Source organism: Alkalicella caledoniensis, from assembly GCF_014467015.1.
Classification (GTDB): Bacteria; Bacillota; Proteinivoracia; order Proteinivoracales; family Proteinivoracaceae; genus Alkalicella; species Alkalicella caledoniensis.
Genome location: NZ_CP058559.1, coordinates 619,371 through 643,061 on the forward strand (window position 1 = coordinate 619,371; position 23,691 = coordinate 643,061).

General features: G+C 36.0%; 20 protein-coding genes. 5 read left to right on the forward strand and 15 right to left on the reverse strand.

Features of this window, described 5'->3' with window-relative positions; genetic code table 11:
* Window positions 1-13: 13 nt before the first annotated feature.
* From HYG86_RS03150 to HYG86_RS03175, 6 genes are all read right to left on the reverse strand, one after another.
* The gene (locus HYG86_RS03150) at window positions 14-1,423 is read right to left on the reverse strand and encodes an FAD-binding oxidoreductase (RefSeq protein ID WP_213167495.1); all 1,410 of its coding nucleotides are present in this window, start codon (window positions 1,421-1,423) and stop codon (window positions 14-16) included.
* 23 nt (window positions 1,424-1,446) lie between these two features.
* A complete protein-coding gene (locus tag HYG86_RS03155) occupies window positions 1,447-2,649 on the reverse strand; it encodes an electron transfer flavoprotein subunit alpha (protein ID WP_213167496.1) in 1,203 nt (400 codons plus the stop codon).
* 17 nt (window positions 2,650-2,666) lie between these two features.
* Window positions 2,667-3,452, reverse strand: a complete 786-nt coding sequence (locus HYG86_RS03160) for an electron transfer flavoprotein subunit beta/FixA family protein (protein WP_213167497.1) — start codon at window positions 3,450-3,452, stop codon at window positions 2,667-2,669.
* A gap of 25 nt (window positions 3,453-3,477) precedes the next feature.
* A complete protein-coding gene (gene larA, locus HYG86_RS03165; protein ID WP_213167498.1) occupies window positions 3,478-4,752 on the reverse strand; it encodes a nickel-dependent lactate racemase in 1,275 nt (424 codons plus the stop codon).
* Window positions 4,753-4,943: 191 nt separating this feature from the next.
* Window positions 4,944-5,669, reverse strand: a complete 726-nt coding sequence (locus HYG86_RS03170) for a FadR/GntR family transcriptional regulator (protein WP_213167499.1) — start codon at window positions 5,667-5,669, stop codon at window positions 4,944-4,946.
* Between the two features lie 105 nt (window positions 5,670-5,774).
* Entirely contained in the window at window positions 5,775-7,451 is a 1,677-nt protein-coding gene (locus HYG86_RS03175; RefSeq protein WP_213167500.1) for an L-lactate permease, read from the reverse strand.
* A 550-nt stretch (window positions 7,452-8,001) separates the two neighbouring features.
* On the opposite strand from HYG86_RS03175, the gene HYG86_RS03180 reads away from it, so the two are divergent.
* Together HYG86_RS03180 and HYG86_RS03185 are read left to right on the forward strand one after the other, a co-directional pair.
* A complete protein-coding gene (locus HYG86_RS03180; protein ID WP_213167501.1) occupies window positions 8,002-8,697 on the forward strand; it encodes a response regulator transcription factor in 696 nt (231 codons plus the stop codon).
* Window positions 8,697-10,112 carry a HAMP domain-containing sensor histidine kinase gene (locus HYG86_RS03185; RefSeq protein WP_213167502.1) on the forward strand — a complete coding sequence of 472 codons (1,416 nt, stop codon included), beginning with the start codon at window positions 8,697-8,699 and terminating at the stop codon, window positions 10,110-10,112. The genes HYG86_RS03180 and HYG86_RS03185 overlap by 1 nt, the downstream gene beginning before the upstream one ends.
* Window positions 10,113-10,343: 231 nt before the next feature.
* Here HYG86_RS03185 and HYG86_RS03190 read toward each other — a convergent pair whose 3' ends face one another.
* Both HYG86_RS03190 and HYG86_RS03195 read right to left on the reverse strand, forming a co-directional pair.
* Window positions 10,344-11,519: an amidohydrolase gene (locus HYG86_RS03190; protein WP_213167503.1), complete on the reverse strand. Its 1,176-nt coding sequence runs from the start codon at window positions 11,517-11,519 to the stop codon at window positions 10,344-10,346.
* Window positions 11,506-12,666, reverse strand: a complete 1,161-nt coding sequence (locus HYG86_RS03195; protein WP_213167504.1) for an amidohydrolase — start codon at window positions 12,664-12,666, stop codon at window positions 11,506-11,508. Before HYG86_RS03195 ends, HYG86_RS03190 begins: the two co-directional genes overlap by 14 nt.
* Window positions 12,667-13,057: 391 nt before the next feature.
* Between HYG86_RS03195 and HYG86_RS03200 the strand changes: the two genes are divergently transcribed.
* Entirely contained in the window at window positions 13,058-13,552 is a 495-nt protein-coding gene (locus tag HYG86_RS03200; protein ID WP_213167505.1) for a hypothetical protein, read from the forward strand.
* Here HYG86_RS03200 and HYG86_RS03205 read toward each other — a convergent pair whose 3' ends face one another.
* Window positions 13,553-14,119, reverse strand: a complete 567-nt coding sequence (locus HYG86_RS03205; RefSeq protein ID WP_213167506.1) for a DUF2062 domain-containing protein — start codon at window positions 14,117-14,119, stop codon at window positions 13,553-13,555. It abuts the gene before it with no gap.
* Between the two features lie 116 nt (window positions 14,120-14,235).
* Window positions 14,236-14,829 (reverse strand): LptM family lipoprotein, encoded by a 594-nt coding sequence (locus HYG86_RS03210; RefSeq protein WP_213167507.1) that lies wholly within the window; start codon window positions 14,827-14,829, stop codon window positions 14,236-14,238.
* Between the two features lie 297 nt (window positions 14,830-15,126).
* Between HYG86_RS03210 and HYG86_RS03215 the strand changes: the two genes are divergently transcribed.
* Window positions 15,127-15,786 (forward strand): hypothetical protein, encoded by a 660-nt coding sequence (locus HYG86_RS03215; RefSeq protein ID WP_213167508.1) that lies wholly within the window; start codon window positions 15,127-15,129, stop codon window positions 15,784-15,786.
* Window positions 15,787-15,885: 99 nt separating this feature from the next.
* On the opposite strand, the gene HYG86_RS03220 is transcribed toward HYG86_RS03215, so the two are convergent.
* Window positions 15,886-16,224 (reverse strand): prepilin-type N-terminal cleavage/methylation domain-containing protein, encoded by a 339-nt coding sequence (locus HYG86_RS03220; protein ID WP_213167509.1) that lies wholly within the window; start codon window positions 16,222-16,224, stop codon window positions 15,886-15,888.
* Window positions 16,225-16,389: 165 nt separating this feature from the next.
* A complete protein-coding gene (locus tag HYG86_RS03225; RefSeq protein ID WP_246451872.1) occupies window positions 16,390-17,628 on the reverse strand; it encodes a Glu/Leu/Phe/Val family dehydrogenase in 1,239 nt (412 codons plus the stop codon).
* 166 nt (window positions 17,629-17,794) lie between these two features.
* On the opposite strand from HYG86_RS03225, the gene HYG86_RS03230 reads away from it, so the two are divergent.
* Window positions 17,795-19,006: a cytidylyltransferase domain-containing protein gene (locus HYG86_RS03230; RefSeq protein ID WP_213167511.1), complete on the forward strand. Its 1,212-nt coding sequence runs from the start codon at window positions 17,795-17,797 to the stop codon at window positions 19,004-19,006.
* A gap of 156 nt (window positions 19,007-19,162) precedes the next feature.
* Here HYG86_RS03230 and HYG86_RS03235 read toward each other — a convergent pair whose 3' ends face one another.
* The 3 genes from HYG86_RS03235 to HYG86_RS03245 form a co-directional block, all read right to left on the reverse strand.
* Entirely contained in the window at window positions 19,163-20,590 is a 1,428-nt protein-coding gene (locus HYG86_RS03235) for a S41 family peptidase (protein WP_213167512.1), read from the reverse strand.
* Window positions 20,591-20,851: 261 nt separating this feature from the next.
* Window positions 20,852-22,585, reverse strand: coding sequence for a hypothetical protein (locus tag HYG86_RS03240; protein ID WP_213167513.1), 1,734 nt, complete (start codon window positions 22,583-22,585; stop codon window positions 20,852-20,854).
* Window positions 22,578-23,660 carry an ABC transporter permease gene (locus tag HYG86_RS03245; RefSeq protein ID WP_213167514.1) on the reverse strand — a complete coding sequence of 361 codons (1,083 nt, stop codon included), beginning with the start codon at window positions 23,658-23,660 and terminating at the stop codon, window positions 22,578-22,580. The genes HYG86_RS03240 and HYG86_RS03245 overlap by 8 nt, the downstream gene beginning before the upstream one ends.
* Between the last annotated feature and the right edge of the window lie 31 nt (window positions 23,661-23,691).

The following is a 23,691-nucleotide window of genomic DNA, read 5'->3' on the forward strand; positions in this document are numbered from 1 at the left end:
ATTATATTATATATTAGAATCTGTTTACTACTTTCCCTGGGTTAAGGATGTTCTTAGGGTCAAAGGCTTTTTTAACCCCTTCTAGTATATTCATCACAGGAGCTCCTACTGACTCACCTAGGAAGCCAACTTTCGCATGTCCGATACCGTGCTCACCTGATACTTGACCTTCAAGCTCAATAGCTTTATCGTACATTCTTTGCATGATAGCTTCAACCTTTGGTTTCCACTCATCATCTGAAAGTTGATCTTTACAGCAGTAAACATGAAGGTTCCCGTCTCCAGCATGACCAAATTGTCTTATTCTTACACCGTATTCTTTGTTAAGTTCAGCACAGAATTTAACGAAATCTGCAACTCTATTTTTTGGAACAACAACATCACACTCATCTAGACCTTCAGGAGTAGATCCTTTGATTGCCTCAAGGAAAGCACCCCTTGTTGACCAGATAGACTCATGTCTTTCTTGAGTGTTAGAAATAAACACATCAAGTGCACCCTTTGATAAGCAAAGTTGGGCAACTTCGTCATAGATACCTTCGATTTCTTCAGTACTGTTACCATCAAAGCTTAATAGTAGGTAAGCATCTGAAGACTTGTCTGGGAACTGCTTACCTAAATGCTCTTCAGCATTTTCAATTGTTTCCCTTTGCATGAATTCAACTGCAGTTGGAGTAGACCTTGATCTAAGGATATGTGGTACAGTTTCGATACATTGGTCCAATGTTCCAAATGGTACCAGTAAAGAAACAGCTTTTTTAGGAAGTGGTAATAACCTTACAGTAATTTCTGTGGCAATACCAAGGGTACCTTCAGAACCTACCATCATGTCTTTGATACTGTAGCCAGAACTGTTTTTTATAACTTTACCACCGGTTTCAAGGATTTCACCGTTAGCAAGTACGATCTTCATACCTCTAACGTAATCACGGGTAACTCCGTACTTAACAGCCCTCATACCACCAGCGTTTGTCATTACGTTGCCACCGATTGTAGCACTTTTCTCACCTGGATCTGGAGGATAGAAAAGACCTTTTTCTGTAACAGCCTTGATGAACTCCATTAGTAAAACACCAGCTTGAACTGTTCCCATTAGGTTTTCTTCATCGATTTCAATTATTTTATTCATTTTTGTCAGTGATAGCATAATTCCACCGTGGATTGCAACTGCACCACCACAAAGACCAGTACCTGACCCCCTCGGGGTTACAGGGATATTATTAGCATGAGCATGTTTCATTATTTGTGAAACTTCTTCAGTGCTTATAGCTTCAATTACAACTTCTGGCATAAACTTACCATACTCTTGCATTTCATCATGGGTGAAATCGTCGTTGATTTGATCACCTGAGTATACTCTATCTGCAGCAGTAATGCTGATTAAAAAATCAATATCCTTTTGTGTAACTTTTTGATAAGCCATTTTATTTTCCCTCCTTTGAATTTTTAGCCTACTAACTCAGAGATATCTGCGCCATTTTTAATGCTAGCTATAAGCTTAGGAATGACTTCGTAGATATCACCAACAATTCCGTAATGAGAAACATTGAAAATCGCAGCATTTGGATCATTGTTAATTGCAAATACGTTTTCAGCTCCACCCATACCAGCAGTAAACTGTACAGCACCAGAGACCCCTAAAGTAATAAGTAATTTCGGTCTTACTGTTCTACCAGATAAACCTATCTGTTGGTTGTGTGAACCCCAGCCCGCTTCTATCAAAGGACGGGTAACAGCTATTTGACCACCTAAAAGGTCAGCTAGTTCTTTAACCATCGCCATATCTTTTTCTTCTTTAATACCTCTACCAGCAACAACTAGTACTTCTGCATCATTGATTCCAGGTACTACTTCTTTTTTGTGAACACCTAGTACTTCTATTTGAGAAGCTAATTTTTCCACTGCAATATCACAAACTTCTACTTTACCAGTTATGTTTTCAACTTTTTCAGCTGTGTCCATGATTTTATATCTAACTGTAGCCATTTGTGGACGGTGATTTGGTGTAATAATTTGAGCCATGATGTTACCACCAAAAGCAGGTCTAATTTGTACTAAGTCAGTGTTTTCTTTAACATCAAGAACTGTACAGTCAGCGGTCAGACCAGTTCTAAATCTAGTTGCAATTCTTGGAGCCAGTGAACGTCCAACTGAAGTTGCACCTACAAGGATTGTACTTGGTTTAACATTTTTTACACAGTCTTCAAAAGCAGCTGTATAAGAATCTACTCTAAAGTGTTCAAGTTCTGCGTTGTCATATACAAACACTTTATCAACACCATATTTTAATAACTCATCGGCTTGTTTAGTTATTTCATGTCCTAAGAATAGGGCATAAACTGGGTGGTTAATTTTAGCTGCTAGTTCTCTAGCTTTACCTATAAGTTCAAAAGTTACTGGGTGGATGTTACCTTCTACATGCTCCACGTAGATCATGATACCTTTCCACTCATCTTTATTTATCTCAGCTCTTACTTCATCAATGATACCAATTGCTCCTAGTGGACAGCCTTTGATACAAATTTTACACATCTTACAAGCTGCAGTAAAAGCGATTTGTCCATTTTCAGTTACAATAGCGTTGAAAGGACAAGTTCCAACACAAACTTCACATAGTGTACACTTATTATGGTTTACTACTAATGACATATCTTCCCCATCCTCTCCTATACGAATTTTAACTCTTTTAGTTTTCCAAACATGTTGCCTGCTAGCTCTTCTCCATTACCTTCCCAAACTACCTTCTCACCGTTACTTTCTGGATTGAAAATTCTTTCAACCTGGGTAGGTGAACCGCTTAGACCGTAGCGTTTAGTATCTTGATCGAAGTAATCAGCGAAAGTTTTCATAACAACTGGACGATCCTTTGTAGCTAATTTCCTTTTATAGGATGGTAGTCTTGGTTGGAAGATACCTTTTTCTACAGTGATTAAGCATGGGTAGCTCATTTTCACTGTCTCTACAGTATCAGCCATATCCATTTCTACAGCAATTCCTTTATCATCTACTTCTAAAATCTTAGTTACCCATGCAACATGAGGCATGTTTAGGTATTCTGCAATTGCAGGACCTACTTGTGCTGTATCACCATCTGTTGTTTGCTTACCACAGATGATTATATCTGGTTGGCCAATAGCCTTAATTCCTTGAGATAAAGTGTAAGATGTAGCTAGCACGTCTGCACCTGCAAACTTACGGTCAGATAGGATATACCCCTCATCTGCACCCATCATATAAGCTTCTTTTATAACAACTTCAGCTTGTGGTGGCCCCATTGTTAAAACAGTAAGTTCACCATTTAACTCTTCTTTTAATTTTAAAGCTGTTTCTAAAGCATAAAGATCGTAAGGGTTCATTTTTGACTCGACGCCATCTCTTACTAAAGAACCATTTTCATCAACTTCTACTTGGTTAGTCTCAGGTACTTGTTTAACACAAACAAAAATTTTCATTACTTTTCTCCTCCCCTTTTTTGGATTATTTCACTATAACAGAAACTCCATCTGGTATAACAGTAATTGAAGCTTTTTCTCCCTTTATTTCAAGAGCCTTTTGTAAGGCTTCATCAAAGGTAAACGAATGTTTTATGTGCATTGATTCAATCATATTTTTATCACACTGATCTGTTACGATAAATACTGTATGTTTCTCTAGTATCCTAGCTAATATTTGGAACTCCCATTGATCAGGAAGTGTCTTATCCCTTGGGATTTGTAATACCTTTTTAGTAACTTCATGGGGGCTAGACGCTTCTGCCATATATTTATAAAAAGCTTCGCCTCCATGACCGTCGTTACAGGCTGAAAGGATAATTATTACTCCTCCTTCAGCACAACTTGCTTCAGCTGCCGTCATACCTTTAACTGTCTGATATATATTTTGGTCAAGGGGATAACCACCGTTTGAAGTTACCACTATATCCGCAGGTTTTTTCTCAACAACTGCAAGTTCAGTAACAAATTCGCACCCTTTTTCGTGGGCTTTTTGTGGATCCCCGGCAACTGCATGGATAATCTTTTTATCTGCGTCTATAATTACGTTTAGTATGAACGCCAGTTTAGCTTGTTCAGCTGCAAAAATCATATCTTTATGAATAGGGTTATTGTTCAATATCCCTGTTCTAGCATGAGGGCTTGCTATAAACTCAGAACAGTGGTTAGCAAGAACTGTTTCTTTACCTGCTACCCCAGGAAGGACGCTTTTTCTTCCTCCAGAAAAACCTGCAAAAAAGTGCGGTTCGATAAATCCTTCTGAAATAAGCAGTTCTGTTTCCATCACCAATTTATTTAGCCACAATTCTCCACCAGAAGGTAAGATGCCAACATACTTCATGTCGTGCTTATCCCAACTCACATGGTTTACTAATTTCTCATTATTTACTATTTCTTCACCAAACTTGTTTAACATTTCCTGATGGGTTGTGGCCCTATGAAACCCAGTAGCGATAAGTATAGTAATATCAATATTTGGGTTAACCTTACGTATTCTTCTAAGAACTATTGGCAAAGTTACTTTACTGGGCACAGGTCTTGTATGGTCTGAAGTAATAATGACCATATTCTTCTTACCTTTGACCAACTCTTCTAAACTTTCACTATCAATAGGGTTATCTAAAGCCCTCTCAACTAGTTGCTCTTCATTTACATCTGGGACAAAATGATGGGCCTTTGATTCTAACACTGCAATTAGGTTTTCATCTGGAATCTCAGCATCCACAAACGTTGTAGAATAAGGAATCTTTATTTTTGCCATTCTTTACACCCTCCCTTTCAACATTTTCCTGTCTGATGGTCTGACCAGTTCAAATAAAAAATTTATGTTTCTAATAGCTTCTCACAAAAAGTAAATGTTGAAAAGCTATTAGAAGTATTAGAGAGTTACTAGTAAATTATATTTATATTAGATTTATATTAGATTTTTATTAGATAAAGAAATATTATCATCTACTCATTTTGTAGTAGATTATTTTCCTCTTGCTCCATCATACACTTATTTACATAATCTAAGTGATGTTTCATGCGAGTTGATGCCAATTCTGCATCTCCCTTTGCAATAGCAGAGAACAAACCTTTATGTTGTTCAATAAGTATTTCTAGATTTTTTGGATCCATAAGTATATTACTACGAGTATAAGTAATGCTTGTATCAATTAGATCGGAAATAGTGTTCAATATGTTGAACAGCAATCTATTACCGGAAATTTTCGCTATGGTGTAATGGAACTTTTTATCGAGCTTTATATTTAAGTTCTCGTCCATTCTATATTTTTCAAGATCTTGGACTACAGCTTGAAGCTCTAAGATTTGTTCTGGAGTTGCGTTTTTTGAAGCTAAGGCTGCGCTGTTAACCTCCAATATAAGCCTAAAATCTAAGATTTCTGTAGGAGAAGTTTTCTCCAAAAAGAACAATATGGATAGGGGCTCTAAAAAGTTTTGATCTAGCTTTTCCTTTATAAAATTTCCTTCGCCATGTCTACTTTCTATAAGGCCTATTATTTGAAGTGCACTTAGTGCTTCTCGAATAGATGCCCTACTAACTTGTAGTTGTTCAACTAGGTCCCTTTCAGATGGAAGCTTATCTCCTCTTTTTAGTTCTCCGGTCATAATCATGTTCTTAATTTGTTCTATTACATGTTCGTATACTTTTACATCCTTTATTGGGCGAAACATGTTACTCCCCCCTCTATTTTCTTTATGAAGAATATTTGTTTTTAATATTCTAATTGTATAGGAAATAGAGGGGATTGTAAATGTTAAGTTAAAATAGCTTTTATTTTAAAATACTCCTGTAGCGAAGACATAAATCGCTAAAAATCCAACAATACCAACTAATATTGCATATATAGCTGCTGGAATTACATTTCTTCTAATAATCTTACCTTCTACTCCTAATATTCCTACTGTTGTACAAGCAGCAACAACGTTGTGTACACATACCATGTTACCGATAGCTCCACCAACTGCTTGAAGCCCAAGGATAATAGTTCGAGATATTCCTAAGCTCTCAGCAACTCCGTATTGGAAACTACCAAATAGTACGTTAGAAGTAGTGTTACTACCTGACATAAAGGAACCTAAGATTCCAATGAAAGGTGAGAACAGTGGCCAAGCTCCAGAGAATATGCTAGCAGTAGCATTTGACATGGCTAGCATCATGCCATCAATACCAGCTGTGTTGTTAGCTGATTGTATCATTACCTGTACTAAAGCAACAGCAAATCCTAATGCAATAGCTGCAGGAATAACCTGTTTAATTGAGTTTCCCCAAGCAGTCTTAACTGCCTCACCTTTCATTCCGTGAAGGAATATGGTTAAGATAGCTACTAGGGTGAAAGGAAGAATTCCTGGTGACCATAGGTATTGTAGGCTATAGTTTAGGGAAGTACCTAATACATTGTTCCAGCCTATGGTAAAAGCTTCTCCTCTTAAGAGTGTGCTTAAACCTGTTGCAGGCAAGCGTGTTATAACAAGTATACTTAAAATTAGACCATATGGTAGCCATGCTAACCAAAGTGGCATAACCTTTTCATCCTTTGTGGATTTAGCATCTTCATCAGCAGGGCTGCCCCAGTCTGATTCCCAGTTTTCTTTAGCTGGGAAATCCCATGAATCCTTAGGTACTAAAAAGCCAGCTTTGACTGCTAAAAGTACTAATACCATACCCACTCCAGCACCTACAAGAGAAGGAAGTTCTTGACCAAATACTGTAGCAACAAACAGGTAAGGTACAGTAAATGAAAGACCTGCGAAAATTGCAAAAGGTGCAGCTTTCAGTGCCGGTTTAATACTTTTTTCTTCACCAAAGAACTTTGTTAACATACATAGTGCTAATAACGGTAAGAATGTACCTACAATTGCATGTGGTATAGCCGACCAAACACCAACATTTTTAACAAACTCTGCAGCTGTTAATTCAGCTCCAGCTAATGTTTCTGCCGGAACTAAGTTTGCATAAGCGTTAATTGGAGTTCCAACTGCACCAAAAGACACTGGAGTACTATTTCCTATCAATGCTACCATGGCTGCAGCTAATGGCGGGAAGCCTAGGGCTACAAGTAATGGTGCTGCAAGTGCTGCTGGTGTACCGAATCCTGCAGCTCCTTCTATGAAGGCCGCAAATAACCAAGCAATGATTATTACCTGAATCCTTCTATCTGTTGTAATACCGTGGAAGCCTTTGTTTATAGATTTAATAGCTCCACTGTTTTTTAGAGTATTCATCATTAAGATTGCACCAAATACGATTATTAAAATATTAAATGCAGACAAAAATCCGAAAACTGTAGCTCCCGATAACCATTGGAAATCCATCTTCCAAACAGATCCAGCTAGAATTACAGCTATCCCCCAGCTGATAGGCATAACCTTTTTAGCTGGCATGTTGAACTTTGTCATAAGGACGATTGTTACTAGTATTGGAATAACGGCCAGTAAGGCATAAACTATCTCCATTTTTAACAACACTCCTCTTCCCTTTTTTTTAACCTACAAATTTCTAAAAAACTTCCCCCTTTTTTTATATTTATACTAATGTGTATTTTACACATTGTATACAAATATGTACATGTCCTCTGATGGTCTGACCATCTTATGTGTTGATTATAGTTCGTGATTTGTCTAAATGTCAAGAAAATTCTGCATTAAAAGATTGATATCACTTTCACATACAACCCTTGCTTTTCTGTATTTTTCTTGTAATTTCAAGGTTGCTAATGTTAATTTTATGTTACAAAAATGATTAAAAAAAAAATAATTCTTCTGATCAGTAAAGAAGTCTACTAAGTTTGTATACTTAATAGACTCCAAGTGTAAACAAAAAGTAAATATTGAAGGTATAAATGTGCAAATACTTATATATAGTGGTATATTTAAATTATTAGATGTTTTTGGCTTACAATTTGAGACACATTGACTATGAAGCAATACTGTATGGTCACCATTCAATGGAACCTTAATGCTTGTGGAAACATTGAATTTTGGTCATTTTTAAGGAGGACTTTTTGTGGAAAATAATAAGATTCTTATTGTTGACGATGATCCAAATATTTGCGAGGTCGTTAAGTTATATCTAAACAAGGAGGGTTATAACACTATAACAGTTCATGACGGTAGTAATGGCATACAAGCTTTTAAAGAGCATAAACCTGCCCTATTGGTTCTAGACTTAATGCTTCCTGAAATCAGTGGGTTAGATGTCTGTAGGGAGATAAGGAAGCTAAGTGATTTGCCAATAATTATGCTCACTGCAAAGGATGACTTAGTTGATAAAATCGTAGGTTTTGAATTGGGAGCAGATGATTATGTGGTCAAACCCTTTGAACCTAAGGAACTTGTTGTAAGGGTTAAGGCTGCCCTGCGGAGGTCTAAGTTAAACGATCCTGATACAGAAATCAACGATAAGTTTATTGCCTATACAGATCTAAGTATTGATTTAACTTCTTATAAAGTTCTTCTTATGGGAAAACCAGTTGAGTTATCACCAAAGGAAATCGAGCTTTTATTTTTCTTAGCTAGTAATCCCAATAGAGTCTTTACTAGGGAATATCTACTTGAGAGAATTTGGGATTATAACTATATGGGAAATACGCGAACAGTAGATGAACATATAAAAAGACTTAGAAAAAAGGTCCCAGATCATCAAGAGTGGATGATTGCTACTGTTTGGGGAGTAGGTTACAAATTTGAGGTGAAGGATTAATGTTCAAACGCAGCTTCTTTTCAAAGCTGATAGTGATTTACGCAGGTATATTAACTTTAATTCTTATGTTAATGTCCGGTTTCTTAAATTACGCTTTTCAAAGATTCTACTATATAGATGAGTTTAGACGCCTAGAAAACACCGCCATTGAATTTGCCGATGTATATGAACAATACAATATAGGGCAACTAGGTATTTTGGAGTTTCAAGTGAGTGTTCGAACTTTTACTAGATCTACTAATTCAGTTGTTTTAGTTGTTGCACCCGACGGAAAAATAGTTTTTAACTCAAATTCTTTAGTAAGTGGTATAGCCCCACATATGGGGAGACTAAGTAGCTTAGATGAGTCTCTTAAACCTCAACTGAACCGCTCCCTTAAGGATCAAACTGTACGGGAAGTGTGGCGATCTAATATCACTGGTGAATCTGCTTTAAACCTTTTCCTACCTTTAAAATACAACGACGAAGTAGTTGGAGCCATGGTAGTCAGTCAGCCAAGTCACGATATAAACCAAGTTGTTAGTTCCATCAATAAGCTCATATGGTTTGTGGGAGCCATAGGAAGCATTATTACAGTTTTTATCCTGTATTTTGTATCTAAAAACTTTACTAGACCCATTACCAAGATAAACAAAGCGGCTTTATCCATGGCTTCAGGCACATTTATAAAGGTTTATTTGGATAATGAAGATGAGCTTGGACAGTTGGCATCTTCATTTAACTATATGGGTGAGCAACTTGCTAAGCAAGAAGAGCATAGACGAGAGTTCCTGACCACTGTATCCCACGAATTAAGGACACCTCTGACTTCAATTTTAGGTTTTATTCAAGGCATGTTAGACGGGGTCATAGAAAAGGACGAACAGGACCACTATCTAAAAATAACTGTTAAGGAAATCAAGCGTATCATAAGCTTAACAAATGATCTCTTAGACCTAGAAAGAATCAAACAAGGGCAAGTAGAGCTACACAAGGATTATTTTAGTGTGGTTGACTTAATAAAAGAATGTCTTTCACAACTTAATCCCCTATTTAAAGAACGAAGCATTGGCTTTGAGATCGATTGCCCAAATGAGTTGGTCATAGTAGGAGATAGAAATAGGCTAAAGCAAGTATTCATGAATCTTTTAGATAACGGAATAAGGCATGCAAATACAAAGATCGATGTTGAAATAAGATATTGTGGTAGGGATGTCCAAATAGAAATCTCTGACGATGGGCCTGGTATTTCTCCCGAAGATGCCCCCCACTTATTCGAACGTTTTTACAAAGCTGATAAGTCTCGTACTTCAAAGGGAAGCGGTGCAGGACTAGGGTTGTCCATTGCTAAACATTTAGTGGTTTTACATGGGGGCTCTTTAAAGCTGGAACCTTCAGATAGTGGAGCTATCTTCAAGGTCACACTCAACAAATAAAAGTGAAGGGATATTCCCTTCACTTTTATTTGTTATAACGTGGACATTTTTAGCCCCACTGGGACTTAACTGTATATGTATTTGTGGATATTTGATCACTGTTATATATTATCGATATTTATTCCTGTTATCACACTATGTCAAAAAAGTTTCTTCTATTAAAAGACCCAACACCACACGCATAAATAATACGTGAAAATGTTGGGTTTTTTCCAGCTTATAGAAAAGGTCTTATCTTTTATAAGCGACCTTCCCATCTACAAAGGTATATAAACAATTTGATAGGAAGTCAAATGGGTGTCTGTCGTACACTGTTATGTCAGCATCTTTCCCTATTTCTATACTTCCTAGCCGATCCCCTAACCCTAAGGTAATTGCAGGGTTAATTGTGATCATTTTAAGGGCCTCATATTCATCTAGTCCTTCCCTTACAGCCAAAGCTGCTGCATGGATCAATCTATAAATAGGTAGTACTGGGTGATCAGTTGTAACTGAAACTGGAAGCCCAGTTTTGATCAATACTTGAAGTGACTTCAACGTTTTGTTTTTAGTTTCCACCTTAGTAGGTACCCCTAACGAAGGGCCAACAACAAAGGGATAATTAAATTTAGAGACATACTCTGATATGAGGTGTGCTTCACTGGAATGCTCGATGGACATATCCAAGTTAAACTCCTGGGAAATACGGATAGCTGTAGCGATGTCATCAGCCCTGTGAGCATGTATTTTAATAGGCATTTCACGTTTGAGAACCTTTACTAAATTTTCAAGCTTTAGATTTCTCTCTGGTGCCTTTTCAGGGTCTTTTTCAGCCTTTTCAAGTTTTCTTGCATAGTTTTGCCCTTCAACTAGAGCTTCCCTCATAACAGCAGCACTGCCCATCCTTGTGGAAGGACTAGTTTTCTTACTACTGTAAACTCTTTTTGGGTTTTCCCCTAAAGCAGCTTTCATGCAAGCATCTTTCTTAACAATCCTAGATTCCATGACGATATCTTCGGACCAGTTTTTAATAACAACTCCTACACCACCGATTATATTACCACTACCTGGAATTACTAGGGCACTGGTAATTCCAGCTTTGATAGCATCATCAAATGCTGAATCAGCTGGGTTTATTGCATCTATGGCATTTACATGTGCAGTAACTGGAGTTGTTAACTCGTTGTGGTCTGCACCTTCAAAGCCTAAGGCAGTCTCAGAAATTCCAAGGTGGGTATGTGGATCAATGAACCCTGGGAAAATCAGAGCCCCATTTACATCGATAATTTCACAACCATTAGGTATATCAAACTGCCCTACAGCTGCTATTTTGCCATTTTTTATTAAAACTCCACCTATAATTGGTTCTTTGTCTTTAATTGTATAGACAGTACCATTTACTAAGGCTTTAAAACTATTTTCGGTCATAGATAATCTCTCCATTTATTATGGTTTTTTCAACTACGGTTTTGTAGTCAAATAAGTGTCCACTTAAAATGATTATATCTGCATCCTTGCCAACCTCTAAACTACCCACTCTATCACCTACACCGATTATTTCAGCGGCATTGATAGTAATAGCCTTTAGTGCTTCCTCTTCAGGTAAGCCATCTTTATGGGCTAGGGCTGCACATAGGGGCAGATATTGTTGCGGAATAACAGGATGGTCTGTCATTATAGCAAATTTAACACCTGCTTCATATAAAATTCTACCTGTTTCAAATGTAAGGTTTTGAAGCTCTACCTTTGGTTTAGAGGAAAGTGTTGGTCCTATTACAACGTCTACACCTCTTTTAGCTAGAAAATCAGCTATAAGATGGCCTTCTGTACAGTGTTCGATTGTAATATCCACATCAAATTCTTCTGCTATTCTTAAAGCAGTTACAATATCATCTGCTCTATGGGCATGGGCACGTAAAGGAATCTCTTTTTTAAGAACCTTAACGATGGCTTCCATTTTTAAATCTCTATCTGGTGCTTTGTCTGGATCACTCTCAGCTTTCTCTAATTTCTTTAAGTAGTTCTGAGCTTTAATTAGTTCTTCTCTCATAACAGCAGCTGTACCCATTCTAGTAGAAGGAGATTTCTTTTGGCTGCTGTATACTCTTTTTGGGTTCTCACCAAAGGCACACTTTAAACCAGTAGGGTCTATCATAACCATCTCATCTATGACTTTACCATAGGTTTTCATAGCAAGGCCTAGTCCACCGATAACATTTGCACTTCCTGGTCCTGAAACTACTGTTGTAATACCACCTTGATAGGCTTCTTTAAATGCAACATCCATAGGGTTAATGGCATCTAGTGCTCTTAGATGTGGAGTTGATGGGTTTGTCATTTCATTTCCATCTGCCCCCTCAAAACCTAAGCCTTCTTCAAATATTCCGATGTGGGAGTGAGCATCAATAATACCAGGCATGATAACCTTACCTTGAGCATCGATAACTTGTGCTCCTTCGGGAATTTCTACATCTGTACCAATTGCTTTAATTTTTTGGTTTTCCACCAGAATGGTACCAGTTTCAATTATTGTACCAGCCATGGTATAAATTTTCCCATTTTTAATTGCTAACATTCAAACACCCTCCTCTTTAAATAAGTTCTATGTAATTATTTCGACATAAAAAACAGAATTCCTCTCGATTGCCGAAATTTATTAAATTCTATTATAACATACACGTAAATATGACTTAATTAAACATTCTTTTGCCACAAATGCAAGGGTTACCTTTGCTATCATGTAAATCATGTAGATCTGTGGCTAGGCTAAGTTTTTTTATTATCACCAGCATTTATCAGCACTACCTCCACCGATAACTGAAATTTTCATTTGTCATCCTCCCCATTTTTTTATTATTATTTTAATATTCTTCAAAGTGAGAAAAAATCCTTTTTTTAAAGTTCTAAGGGAACCTAATTATTATTACTACGTCTAATAGGTAAGAAAAACCAAAGGAGGTTATTCTATGACCAAAAAAATCTTGCTTTGCACACTAGCAATCTTGCTAGTCCTATCAACAACTTCAGTGGCCATGCTAAAAGTTGTTGACCCTGAAACAGAAGCTAAGTATATGGAGATAGCAAAATCCTCTGCACATGGTAAAGTAGAGCTACTAGAAGGTTGGGTCAGAGATCTTGCATCCATAAACAAAGATATCTACATTGTTCATATGATTGTTGATGGTAAAGATTTAGTTGTTTACATTGATATGGATACAGATGATATATTATCTGAGAATGAGTTTAATAAATATGTTGATTTAGATGTTGAAGAGAACAAAAAAAATCCAACATTTAGTATTACAGGAGTTAAGGATACAGGAGACGGTAGTATTGAAGCTGAAGCAAGGGCTACTGAGGATGACCCTTCAAGTTTAAAATACATTATTCCTATTGTAAGTGTATTAGTACTAGGAGGATGCTTGAGTTTCATAAATAATAACAAAAGAGCTAAGAAATAATTATTTCTTAGCTCTTTTGTTACAGTTTTTATCACCTTCTAGGGTATCACAATCCTTTTGAAAGAACTTACATTTTATATATCTAGGAAACCAAATTATCGTATATAATATTGCCCCGAAAAAAATTGCATTTATTACACCACCGAGAAAAAACTCAAACCCAAATTCTGTTACGTTGCTTAGGGAGAAAAAACGAGTAGGCTCTTTTATTACTACTTCAATATTTCCTATGGATTCTTGTATTGAATCCTGTATTTGTTTTTCTATCTCTGGCCTAGCAAACCATTGTCCTATTATGAATCTTCCAGTCATCATATTTAATGAGTACATAAGTGGTATAAAAAAACCTGTACCTAAGTTTACTGTTACTGCAGCAATACCACTTCCCCTAAATAATTTTGCATTAAAAACAGATACAAAGGGCCCTATCCCCAATGAAGGTATAAAATTCCACCCTAACCCTATGGCAGCTCCTAAGCCAATGGCATGGGGTGTATCTTTAATTGTGGTTACTTTTTTCCAAATCTCCTGAATTTTTCCCCATATATTTTTCAACATCATTTCCATCCTTTATAATTTGAATTCAAATTACATTATAACAATGATTTCTACTTCTATCAATGATAAAATTTATCAAATAAAAAGCCTTAACTATTAGATTAAGGCTTTTAGAGTTTTTAAGGTTATTTAGACAGCTTAATTCTAAGCAAGTACACTATATCGTAATTAACCATTTGTTGTTTATTTGCTTCAGGGTTTTCATAAAAATCACCTGTAAAAGAAAACATTTCCCTACCATCGTTTTTATAACTAATACTGGCTAATGTTATATCATTATCTGCAATTTTTATATTATTATTAACTCCCCACATCTTTGAAAAACCTTTAGTTTCGTCTATAACTAGTTTATCACTTGCTTTAGTAGTGGATTTTCCACCTTCGTCTTGTAAAACAATAGTCCAATTATTGATTCCCTCTGACTCATCTATGGCAAAAATAAACACCCCTTCATTGCCTAAGGTGGATCCCATTCCAATGAAAGTATCAATTTTTTCGCCAAACTCATATCTTTCTACCCATATATCAATCCACTTGAACTCATCATCTAATTTAAAATCAAACACAAAATAACTAGTAGTACCTACTGATAAAAATAGTTCCTCCTTCGCATTTAATTCAGCCTGTGAAATTACATTAGTTGTTTTGCCCTTTCTACTACAACCTACTAAAGATAACATCAAAATAGTAACTAGTAGTACAGTGAATATTTTTCTCATTTCTCTATCCTCCTATCATTAACTCACTTAAATTTAATACTAAATTAATATATGAACATATTCTCCTTAAAGACTCCTATACCTTTAGTTAAACTTTTTAATTTTTTATCAACAAAAGAGAAACATTCTACCTCTAATTATATTTTAGATTAATCTAAGAAGGATTGCTTATTTAAAAGTTTATAAAATTACTCAATAAAGCAAACACTATAATGACTGTGATTTAAATCCTATTATTACTACTTTTTGTAATGTAAAATTAAGGTAGAAAATAAATTACACAAGGAGGAATTTTTAATGAGTGCATTTTTAGGGCCGATACACCATTGGTTGTATAATAAAGTTATTTTATTTGAAAGATTGGAAAAGGACATACTGGAAGGTCTAATAGCGGAGGTTGGTGAAGAAGCCAGTGAGCTTTACGATAAAGCACGGGAAAACCATGGCGACCCACTTAACCCTGATATTCCATTGGAAGAGCTAATTGATACCGAAAATATACATGGTTGGTTACAAACACAAATACAAAAAGCAGAGACAAGACATGCTGAGTTTTTAAATCAAGCATTTCAGAAATTTAATGAAGAAGCAGTAGAAGTGGCCAGGGAATTTTATGCCAAACAAGGAAAATTCTGTGGTGAACAAAGTGAGTCCCATGCAAAGCCACAAAATGCCCAAGATCTATATCAAGAAATCAACAATTACGTACTAGATGGCATGCCATGTGATCAAGCAAACCAACTTGTTGTAAATGAAGAGGATCTAGTTAAGTGGGAAGTTACACAGTGCCTTCACGTTGGTTATTGGAAAAAAGTTGGAGCTGATCCAAATAAATTCTACAAACTTAGAGAGACATGGTTAGATGCCTTTGTTGCATATGCCAATAACGATTATGAATATAGATTTAGCAACGATAATGGCACTTTAAAGCATTTGATCCAAAGAGTAAGAGACTAGCTAATTTATAGCTTTTAGATATGAGAAAAGCCCAGATTCTTTATTTAATAAAGAACTGGGCTTTTTTTGAGTACTCCAAGTAGCGTCCCTACCTGTACTTTAATCCTGGTCAGTGTGTTCACTGCATTCTACTTCTCCATCTTCGTAAGTGTAGATTCCTCCACTAGGACACTGCAATGGATTTTTGAGATATTCCTCCCTCGCCAGGTATTGAACAAAATTTAAGTTCTCAACATTACCACCGCTAAATGTAACCTTCTCTATGGCCTCATATTGCTCTATAGCTGCCCTTATGATAAGTCTTGAACTTGTACATAGTTCTTCATTTGCTGCGTCGGACCCCTTTGCTATATTGGGTACTGTTATTGCCAAGATTATTCCTAGCAACCCTACTACCAGTAAAACCTCTAACAATGTAAAACCTTTATCATTTTTCATTTTTATCCCCCCCCTTTTATAATAAAAAAAGACCTTAGCTTCCCTAAGGTCGGTTAAAATAAGTTAAGCATCGGAACTGTGTTATAAATATTCTACACATTGCGACATTTTCCTTCTTGCTTAAACATTTTTTTATTTTTATTTTTAGGAGAAATAATATGGCACCTAAAAGCCACGTATTCTCATCCCATCAGCTATACGCTCTATGGCTACCATAAAAGCCGCAGAGCTCATGTCAACTTCCTTTTCATAATGCATATTGTAAACCCTTTCAAAGGAATGAACCATTATCTCTTCCAATTTCCTATTTACCTCGTCCTCACTCCAGTAATAATTCATAAGATTTTGCACCCATTCAAAGTAAGAAACCGTAACTCCACCTGCACTGGCTAAAATATCTGGTATTACTAAAACTCCCCGTTCATATAAAATTGAGTTCCCAATAACTGTTGTAGGACCATTTGCAGCTTCTGCAACTATTTTAGCTTTAATGTTGAATGCATTATCTTCTCTAATCTGATTCTCTAAAGCTGCAGGAACTAAAACATCACATTCTAACTCTAATAATTCTTCATTAGAAATAACCTTACCTTCACCGTGAATAACTGAACCCTTTTCATTTTTCACACTCTCTAGGACTGTGGGATCTATACCATTTGGGTTTAATATTCCACCTTTGCTATCACTAACACCTATAATTTTCGCCCCAGCATCATGTAGTAAAACAGCTAAATTATATCCCGCATTTCCGAATCCTTGAATAACAACTTCTGAACCCTGCAAATTTAACTTTAGTTTCTTTAATGCTTCCCTAACTGTAATAAAGCAGCCCATGGCAGTTGCCTTATCTCTCCCCTTTGAACCTCCTAAAATCAAAGGTTTCCCCGTAACTATACCAAAATCAGTATAACCACTTACCTTACTGTATTCATCCACCATCCATGCCATAACTTGAGGGTTTGTATACACGTCCGGTGCTGGTATGTCTACTTTACTACCTATAACAGGTGCAATTGCTCTAATATACCCCCTGGATAATTGCTCAATTTCCCTTTTACTCAGCTCCTTAGGGTTACAAATAACCCCACCTTTTCCTCCGCTAAAGGGTAAACCTACTAAAGAACATTTCATTGACATCCACATGGAAAGTGCCTTGATTTCATCCAAAGTAACATCTGGATGAAATCTAACTCCCCCCTTAGCGGGTCCAAGTGTATCGAGATGTTGAGATCTAAACCCCTTAAAAACTCTAATTTCTCCACTGTCCATCCTTACAGGTATAACAACTTCTATAACCCTTTGGGGCCATTTCAACCGTTCATAATATTCAGCCTCTAATTCTAATTTCTCACATGCCTTTTGAATCTGCCCTTGGGCAGCTTCAAGAACGTTTGTGTTTTCCACTTCCCTCACTCCTTGTCTTGTTAACTCATACTATTACTTTACTATTTATTATGTGAATAAGTGCATTAAATCACTAAAGATTAAACTATTATTATACGTGTTTCCTGAAAACCCTTTTTTATGGTAAAATTTATTATATGCAAATGTAGGATAAGGAGAATGTAAAATGTCAACAGTGGCTTACATCCAAGCTGATATGGTAATGAACCCACTTTTGTTAAAGGAGATTAACAAAAAACCAATTATTGAACATACCATTGAACGCTTGCTACAAATAACAGATATAAATAGTATAGCAATGTGCTTACATAAGAATTCATCAAATTTAGCCCTAGGATACTTACAAAATAAGTACCCAACCTTAACTCTAAACTTTTCTAAAGAACAAAATGCAGGGAAAAGAATGATAGAAATGTTTAAGTCAACTAGGCCCAGTTCAATAGTAAGGGTTACAGGTGACCAAATATTTCTGGATATTGCAGAAACTCAGAGTATGATTGATGACTTCAAAGTTAATCAATGTGATATCTCCTACCACGATCTAAATGATGGACTTCTTCCTGAAATATTAAGTTACCACGGTTTAGAGAAATGTCAAATACCTATAGGAAAGTACCACAGATTTCTTAAATACATAAATAACAACCCCCATATTCTCAGCATTAAAAAGAGAGAGCATGGCTCTCAAACACCCTTCTTTAGATTCTTTATAAGAAATGACCGTGAGTTTCATGTGGCTAGTCAAATTTTGCAATATAATCTAGATTATAACAGATTTAATGTATATGGGGAATTACTATTCGGTGACACGGGCCTATATGATGATGGGTGGTTTGAAACTTTTGAAAGTAAGCAATCAACGAAAACTAGTGGAGAACTTGTACCATGGATGACTTATCCTGCTATTGATTTTCTTACACCAAGGGTAAAGAAAGAATTCTCAGTATTTGAGTACGGCTGTGGAGCTGGTACCATATGGTGGTCTAAAAGGGTTGGGAAGGTCACTGCCTGTGAACATACCTCCCACTGGGCTACACATGTTAGGGGGGTAGCTCCAGAAAATGTAACTATAATACATGTGGATTTGTCTAAAGGTGATAACTATGCAAGGCAAGTGGAGATATCTAATGAAAACTATCATGTAATTGTTATAGATAGTAGGGATAGGATCAACTGTGCTAAAAGCGCAGTTAAGTCCCTAACCGACGATGGAATAATTATTTGGGATGACAGCCAACGTGAAAGGGATGACGAAGGTAAGGAGTTTATTTTATCCCAAGGTTTTAGAAAGCTTGAATTTAAGGGTATGGGTCCCATTGTTAAAGATAAAAATGAAACAACTATTTTTTATAGGGATGGAAATTGTTTGGGAATATAAAATATGCCGAAGGCTAGTAATTTGCCTTCGACACAGGTGGCTAGCGCCAGTATGTATTGAACTTGAACTTTCTTTTTGTAAGTTTAGGGACTACACAGCTCACCTGCCCCAAAAATCAAAGACGGTAAATTGAGTGGCCCTCTAAGCTGAAGACCATTATCGGTCTTCAGCTTTTATTACCTCTATGGCTTTTTTCATTGCTAGGTCTGTATTGTTTATGTAGTCTTCTAAAGTGTACTTTATCGGATAGTGGGGATAAAGGGCATCTTCATCTGCTCCTAAACCCTTGCCCTTGGGCCTGACCCACTGGGTGTGGGATATAAAGTACCTAATTTTAGAGTTGGTCAGTTGGAATCTCAGTATGTCTCCGTAACTATTTGGGGCATTGCCTGTGGGCTCACCTATTATGGTTCCCAGTTCATTGTCCTTAATGATCACTGCAAACCAGTTTGCAGAGGAAAATGTTCCATTGTCTATAAGGGCATATATTTTTCCATCAAATATAAGTTCTTCTTCAGCTCTAATATTATTAACTAAGTTAGGTTCTGCTTTGCTGTTTCTAGATCCAGTACCCCTTTGTTCTTTAGACGCAGTTGAAGTTCTCCCTTTACCTCCAAAGGAAAGATATTCATCTATATCAATATATCTAATAAACTCATTTATTACCCTAGAGTCTCCCCCTGGGTTTCCCCTGATATCTATAACTATATTGTTGATACCATTGTCTTTTACATCTTTGAACATCGTTTCCATAAATGCTATATACTGATCATCATATACACATCGTGTCAGTAAGAAGTAGCATAAATCGTTTTCAGCATCTAAAAAATAAGAGTATCCTCTACTTACATATCGAACTGGATAAAATCTTTGATTATCAACTGGCCTTGTATAAGTATCGTTAAAGTTCAAAGATGTTTTTATTACTTCTCCATATCGTTTCAGTTCAACTTCTATATTTTTAACATCATCAATTGTTGCACCTAATTGGGTTAATGTAGACTCCCATAATGCAAAATCTTTCACTCTATCATTTATCCAATAAATGTTCTCTGCAGGAACCCTTCTTTTAGCTACTTCGTAAATTTCTTGCATAGTTATGCCACCAAGTGAAATAAGTTTATCTCCTGCCATCACATCTTTTCCATCTAGCACATAAAACTCGTTATCTACATATGCAATTTCCATGGGAAGTTTTAGATCCCCTTGAAATACATTTGCAACTGATGTATGGCCATCTTCCAGTTTAATTATGATTTCCGAAACAACTATGGTGAATTCTCCTACTGTCATTGGATGTTCTATTAGTACCTCTGCCTGCTGAAATGCTTTTTCAACTTCGTTAGGCAACCCATTGATGGTCTTAGGGTGAACATCTACCATATCCTTTTTTAACTGTGCCAAATCTTCTTTCATTTGTTCACTGGAAATTATAGTATCGAAACTAAGGGTCTCTTCAAAAACTGGACGTGTCCCCTCGGTACCTCCTTTATAGGAATTGCTGTATATAAAAGCAATGACAACACCTACTAATAAAATCACAGATATTATTGAAACAATTTTTACTTTCCTATTTGCAAACATTAAACCCCTCCCTATTTTTACAACAAAATTATTGGCTAACTTTGAATAACTTATACATTAACCTTATCACAAGTCTACTATGTACCACAAGGTACTATGTTTCAATATTTTATTAATTTTATGTAACATTTGTTTTTGAACAAAAAAAGACCCTAAATATGTCTTTACTGACCTTAGGGTCTTAATTGTCTCTACTTTATTTTACTGCTTTTTTGTCTTTTATATTTTTTAAAATAATAATTACTCATCCTTTTTTAATTACTACACTACAAAAATTGAAGCCATCTGAGGATAAGATAGTACGAAATGGTAGCCCAAAATCCATATAATCATTCCAATTAGTATGTTCATTGACGAGCTGGGCCTTAATTTTCCTAGCTTTAGTACCAATACCGAAACAGCTAGCATAATTATACCAGCTCCCATTTCAAATCCTTCCCAAACATCTATCACACTGTAAGTTGAATCTTGTTGTGGTATGAAATTCCACAAGATAAGTATGACTAACATAAACAGCGTATAGGGCCTTTCCTGTAGTAAGAACAATATGCCTATCTTATTTAATACAGCTAAAATCACAAGAATAACTAGTATCACAACACTGCTGCTTATTACTCCAATTATACTCCCCAACATACTCATGATTACTAGATATAGAAATTGACTATAGGGTTTTTCACTGGTATAAGGATTCACTCCAAGATTTATCCATAATGAACTTGGTGGTTTCTCAATATTGTTTCTATAGTCTATGACAAAGTTAGACCTATGCAACCTTGTAAACCAAAAAGCATGTAAATATCCTTCATTGTCAGGAATTATTTGAGGATATTTTGTATAACTCCTATTCCATGTAATTCTCTGTTGATTTATTTTTATGTTCCCCTCACTATCAATCTTTGTAAAGTACCCTTCCATGCTTTCATTCCTACTATCTTCCCAAGCAACATAAATATTATCATCAAAATCGATGTTTATTGTTGGAAAATGGGCTATACCCCATTCATTTGTTAAAATTGATTCACTTACTATGGATCCATTATAACTAATTTTTATGTATTTTACATCCATTACTAAATTTCCTGTTAGGCCAGGACCACTTGTATGATGTGTAAACACTATATGATAGTTTCCCATTGAGTCAATCACAACCTGTGGACCTATATCTCCATAGGCATAAGTTGTCACTGAGGTCCCTAGTATATGTGGAACAGATGCAATATTTTTGCTTCCCACATTACCTTCATCGTCCACTTCCACTAAAATCAAGCTCTCATGATCCTTGAAAAACACTCTAGTAACAGAATCATTTCCCCTGTGGAATTGAAATTGTGGTATTACTATACTTCTGTTGGCACTACTATTGAAGTTATATATTTCGGTAGATTGAACCAATTTCCCCTCTAAACTTCTCCGTTCAAAAAATAAATAAGGTGCTCGATTGGATATGCCTCCGTATACTATGTTCAATTCATCGTTGATAATGTTTACTCCTATGTTTGGAATAGACTGAAATCTAAGTGCTCCTTCGGGTTCCTCTATTTTCTCTTTAGATATAATACTACCTTCTAGACTAAACACATATAGAAACAACCTATACACATTATCTTCCAATTCACTTGTTATTAAATAGACTTTATCATCAAAAATTACATAGTCAGTACTAGATTCCCTACTAGATGTAATAGTAGAGATAGTATTTTCCATTTGACCTATAACACCCCAGCCAATTTTATATTCAAATAATGATTCTTCATTTTCCTCCCACCACCCATAGAAATACTTGTCCTTATACTCCTTCAATCTTAATGGTTTATTGCTATTTACATAATCAATTTCTTGATAGTGAGAAGGTAATGACCAATCAAACCGCCCAAGATATTCCCACTGATATTCATTGGAACCATAGGCATCAACAGCATAAATAGCATTTCCAATGGTGTTATGGAACAAGATGAAAAAAAATAAGAAAATCAGCACTATTTTCTTAAGCATTTTCCTTCACCTCCATGGCTCCACGTAAGGCTTCCCCAATAATATTTATGCTTATAATTAAGGCAAAAAGAAATCCCCCTGAAAATAGAACAGCCCACGGCGCCCTTCTAAAAGCATAGCCTTGATAAGATCTAAACAAGTTACCTAAATACTGTGCCCACCCACTGCCTCCAAAACCTAAAAATGCAAGCATAGCGTCATACATTATTACCTGGCTCAGAAAATTAGTTGTCTGAAGTATAATACTTGAAAGTGAGTTCGGTAACAAATGCCCAAATATAATCTCAAACTCACTGCATCCAGTGGCTTTCGCCTGTTGAACAAATTCCCTTTCCCTTAAAGAAAAAAATTCACCCCTTATTATTTTCGCAAGGGTACAGCCCCCATAAATAGCAAACATCCATATTCTGATATCTTTACTAGGGAAAACCATAAGTACAAGCATAAACAGCATGATAGGGGCAAATGCTAGTATACTCTCCACAATAATCATTAATACCCTATCAATAACCCCTTTAAAGTGCCCCGCCATAGCACCCAAAGCAATACCTATGATTATACTATAAAGGGCTGCCGTTATGGGGGTTTCAATAACACTTCTTGCAAGGAATGCTAAATTAGTCAATATGTCCTGCCCAGCTGGGGAAACACCTAGTGGATGGGTTCTAGATGGTGTGGAATCAAAATCCGAAGATCTAACAACATAGTCGCGATATATTCTTTCAAATGGTTCATATTTTAAAAAAACTCCTGGTTTTATTGCCATACTTAAAAAAATAAACAGGATGATAAATGCAATCCACACTGCTTTGTAACTGAAAAATTTTTTAATAAACAACTTACTTTTTCTCGTTATAGTACCCCTATCCACTCCAATATTGGCCCTTACAGTTTTGAATAAGTTTATTTTTTCTTTAACAAAATAATGAATCAGAACAAACACCAATCCACAAATTGCTAACAAAAGCATAGCAGACTGAAAATCTGCAACATAAGCCAGTAGCTTATTTCCCCCTAAGAAATAAGCAGTCAGAAAAACTATACCCAACAAATATGGCAACAAAATTAAGTACATAAAATCCCCCTTTTAAAAAATATTACAAAGA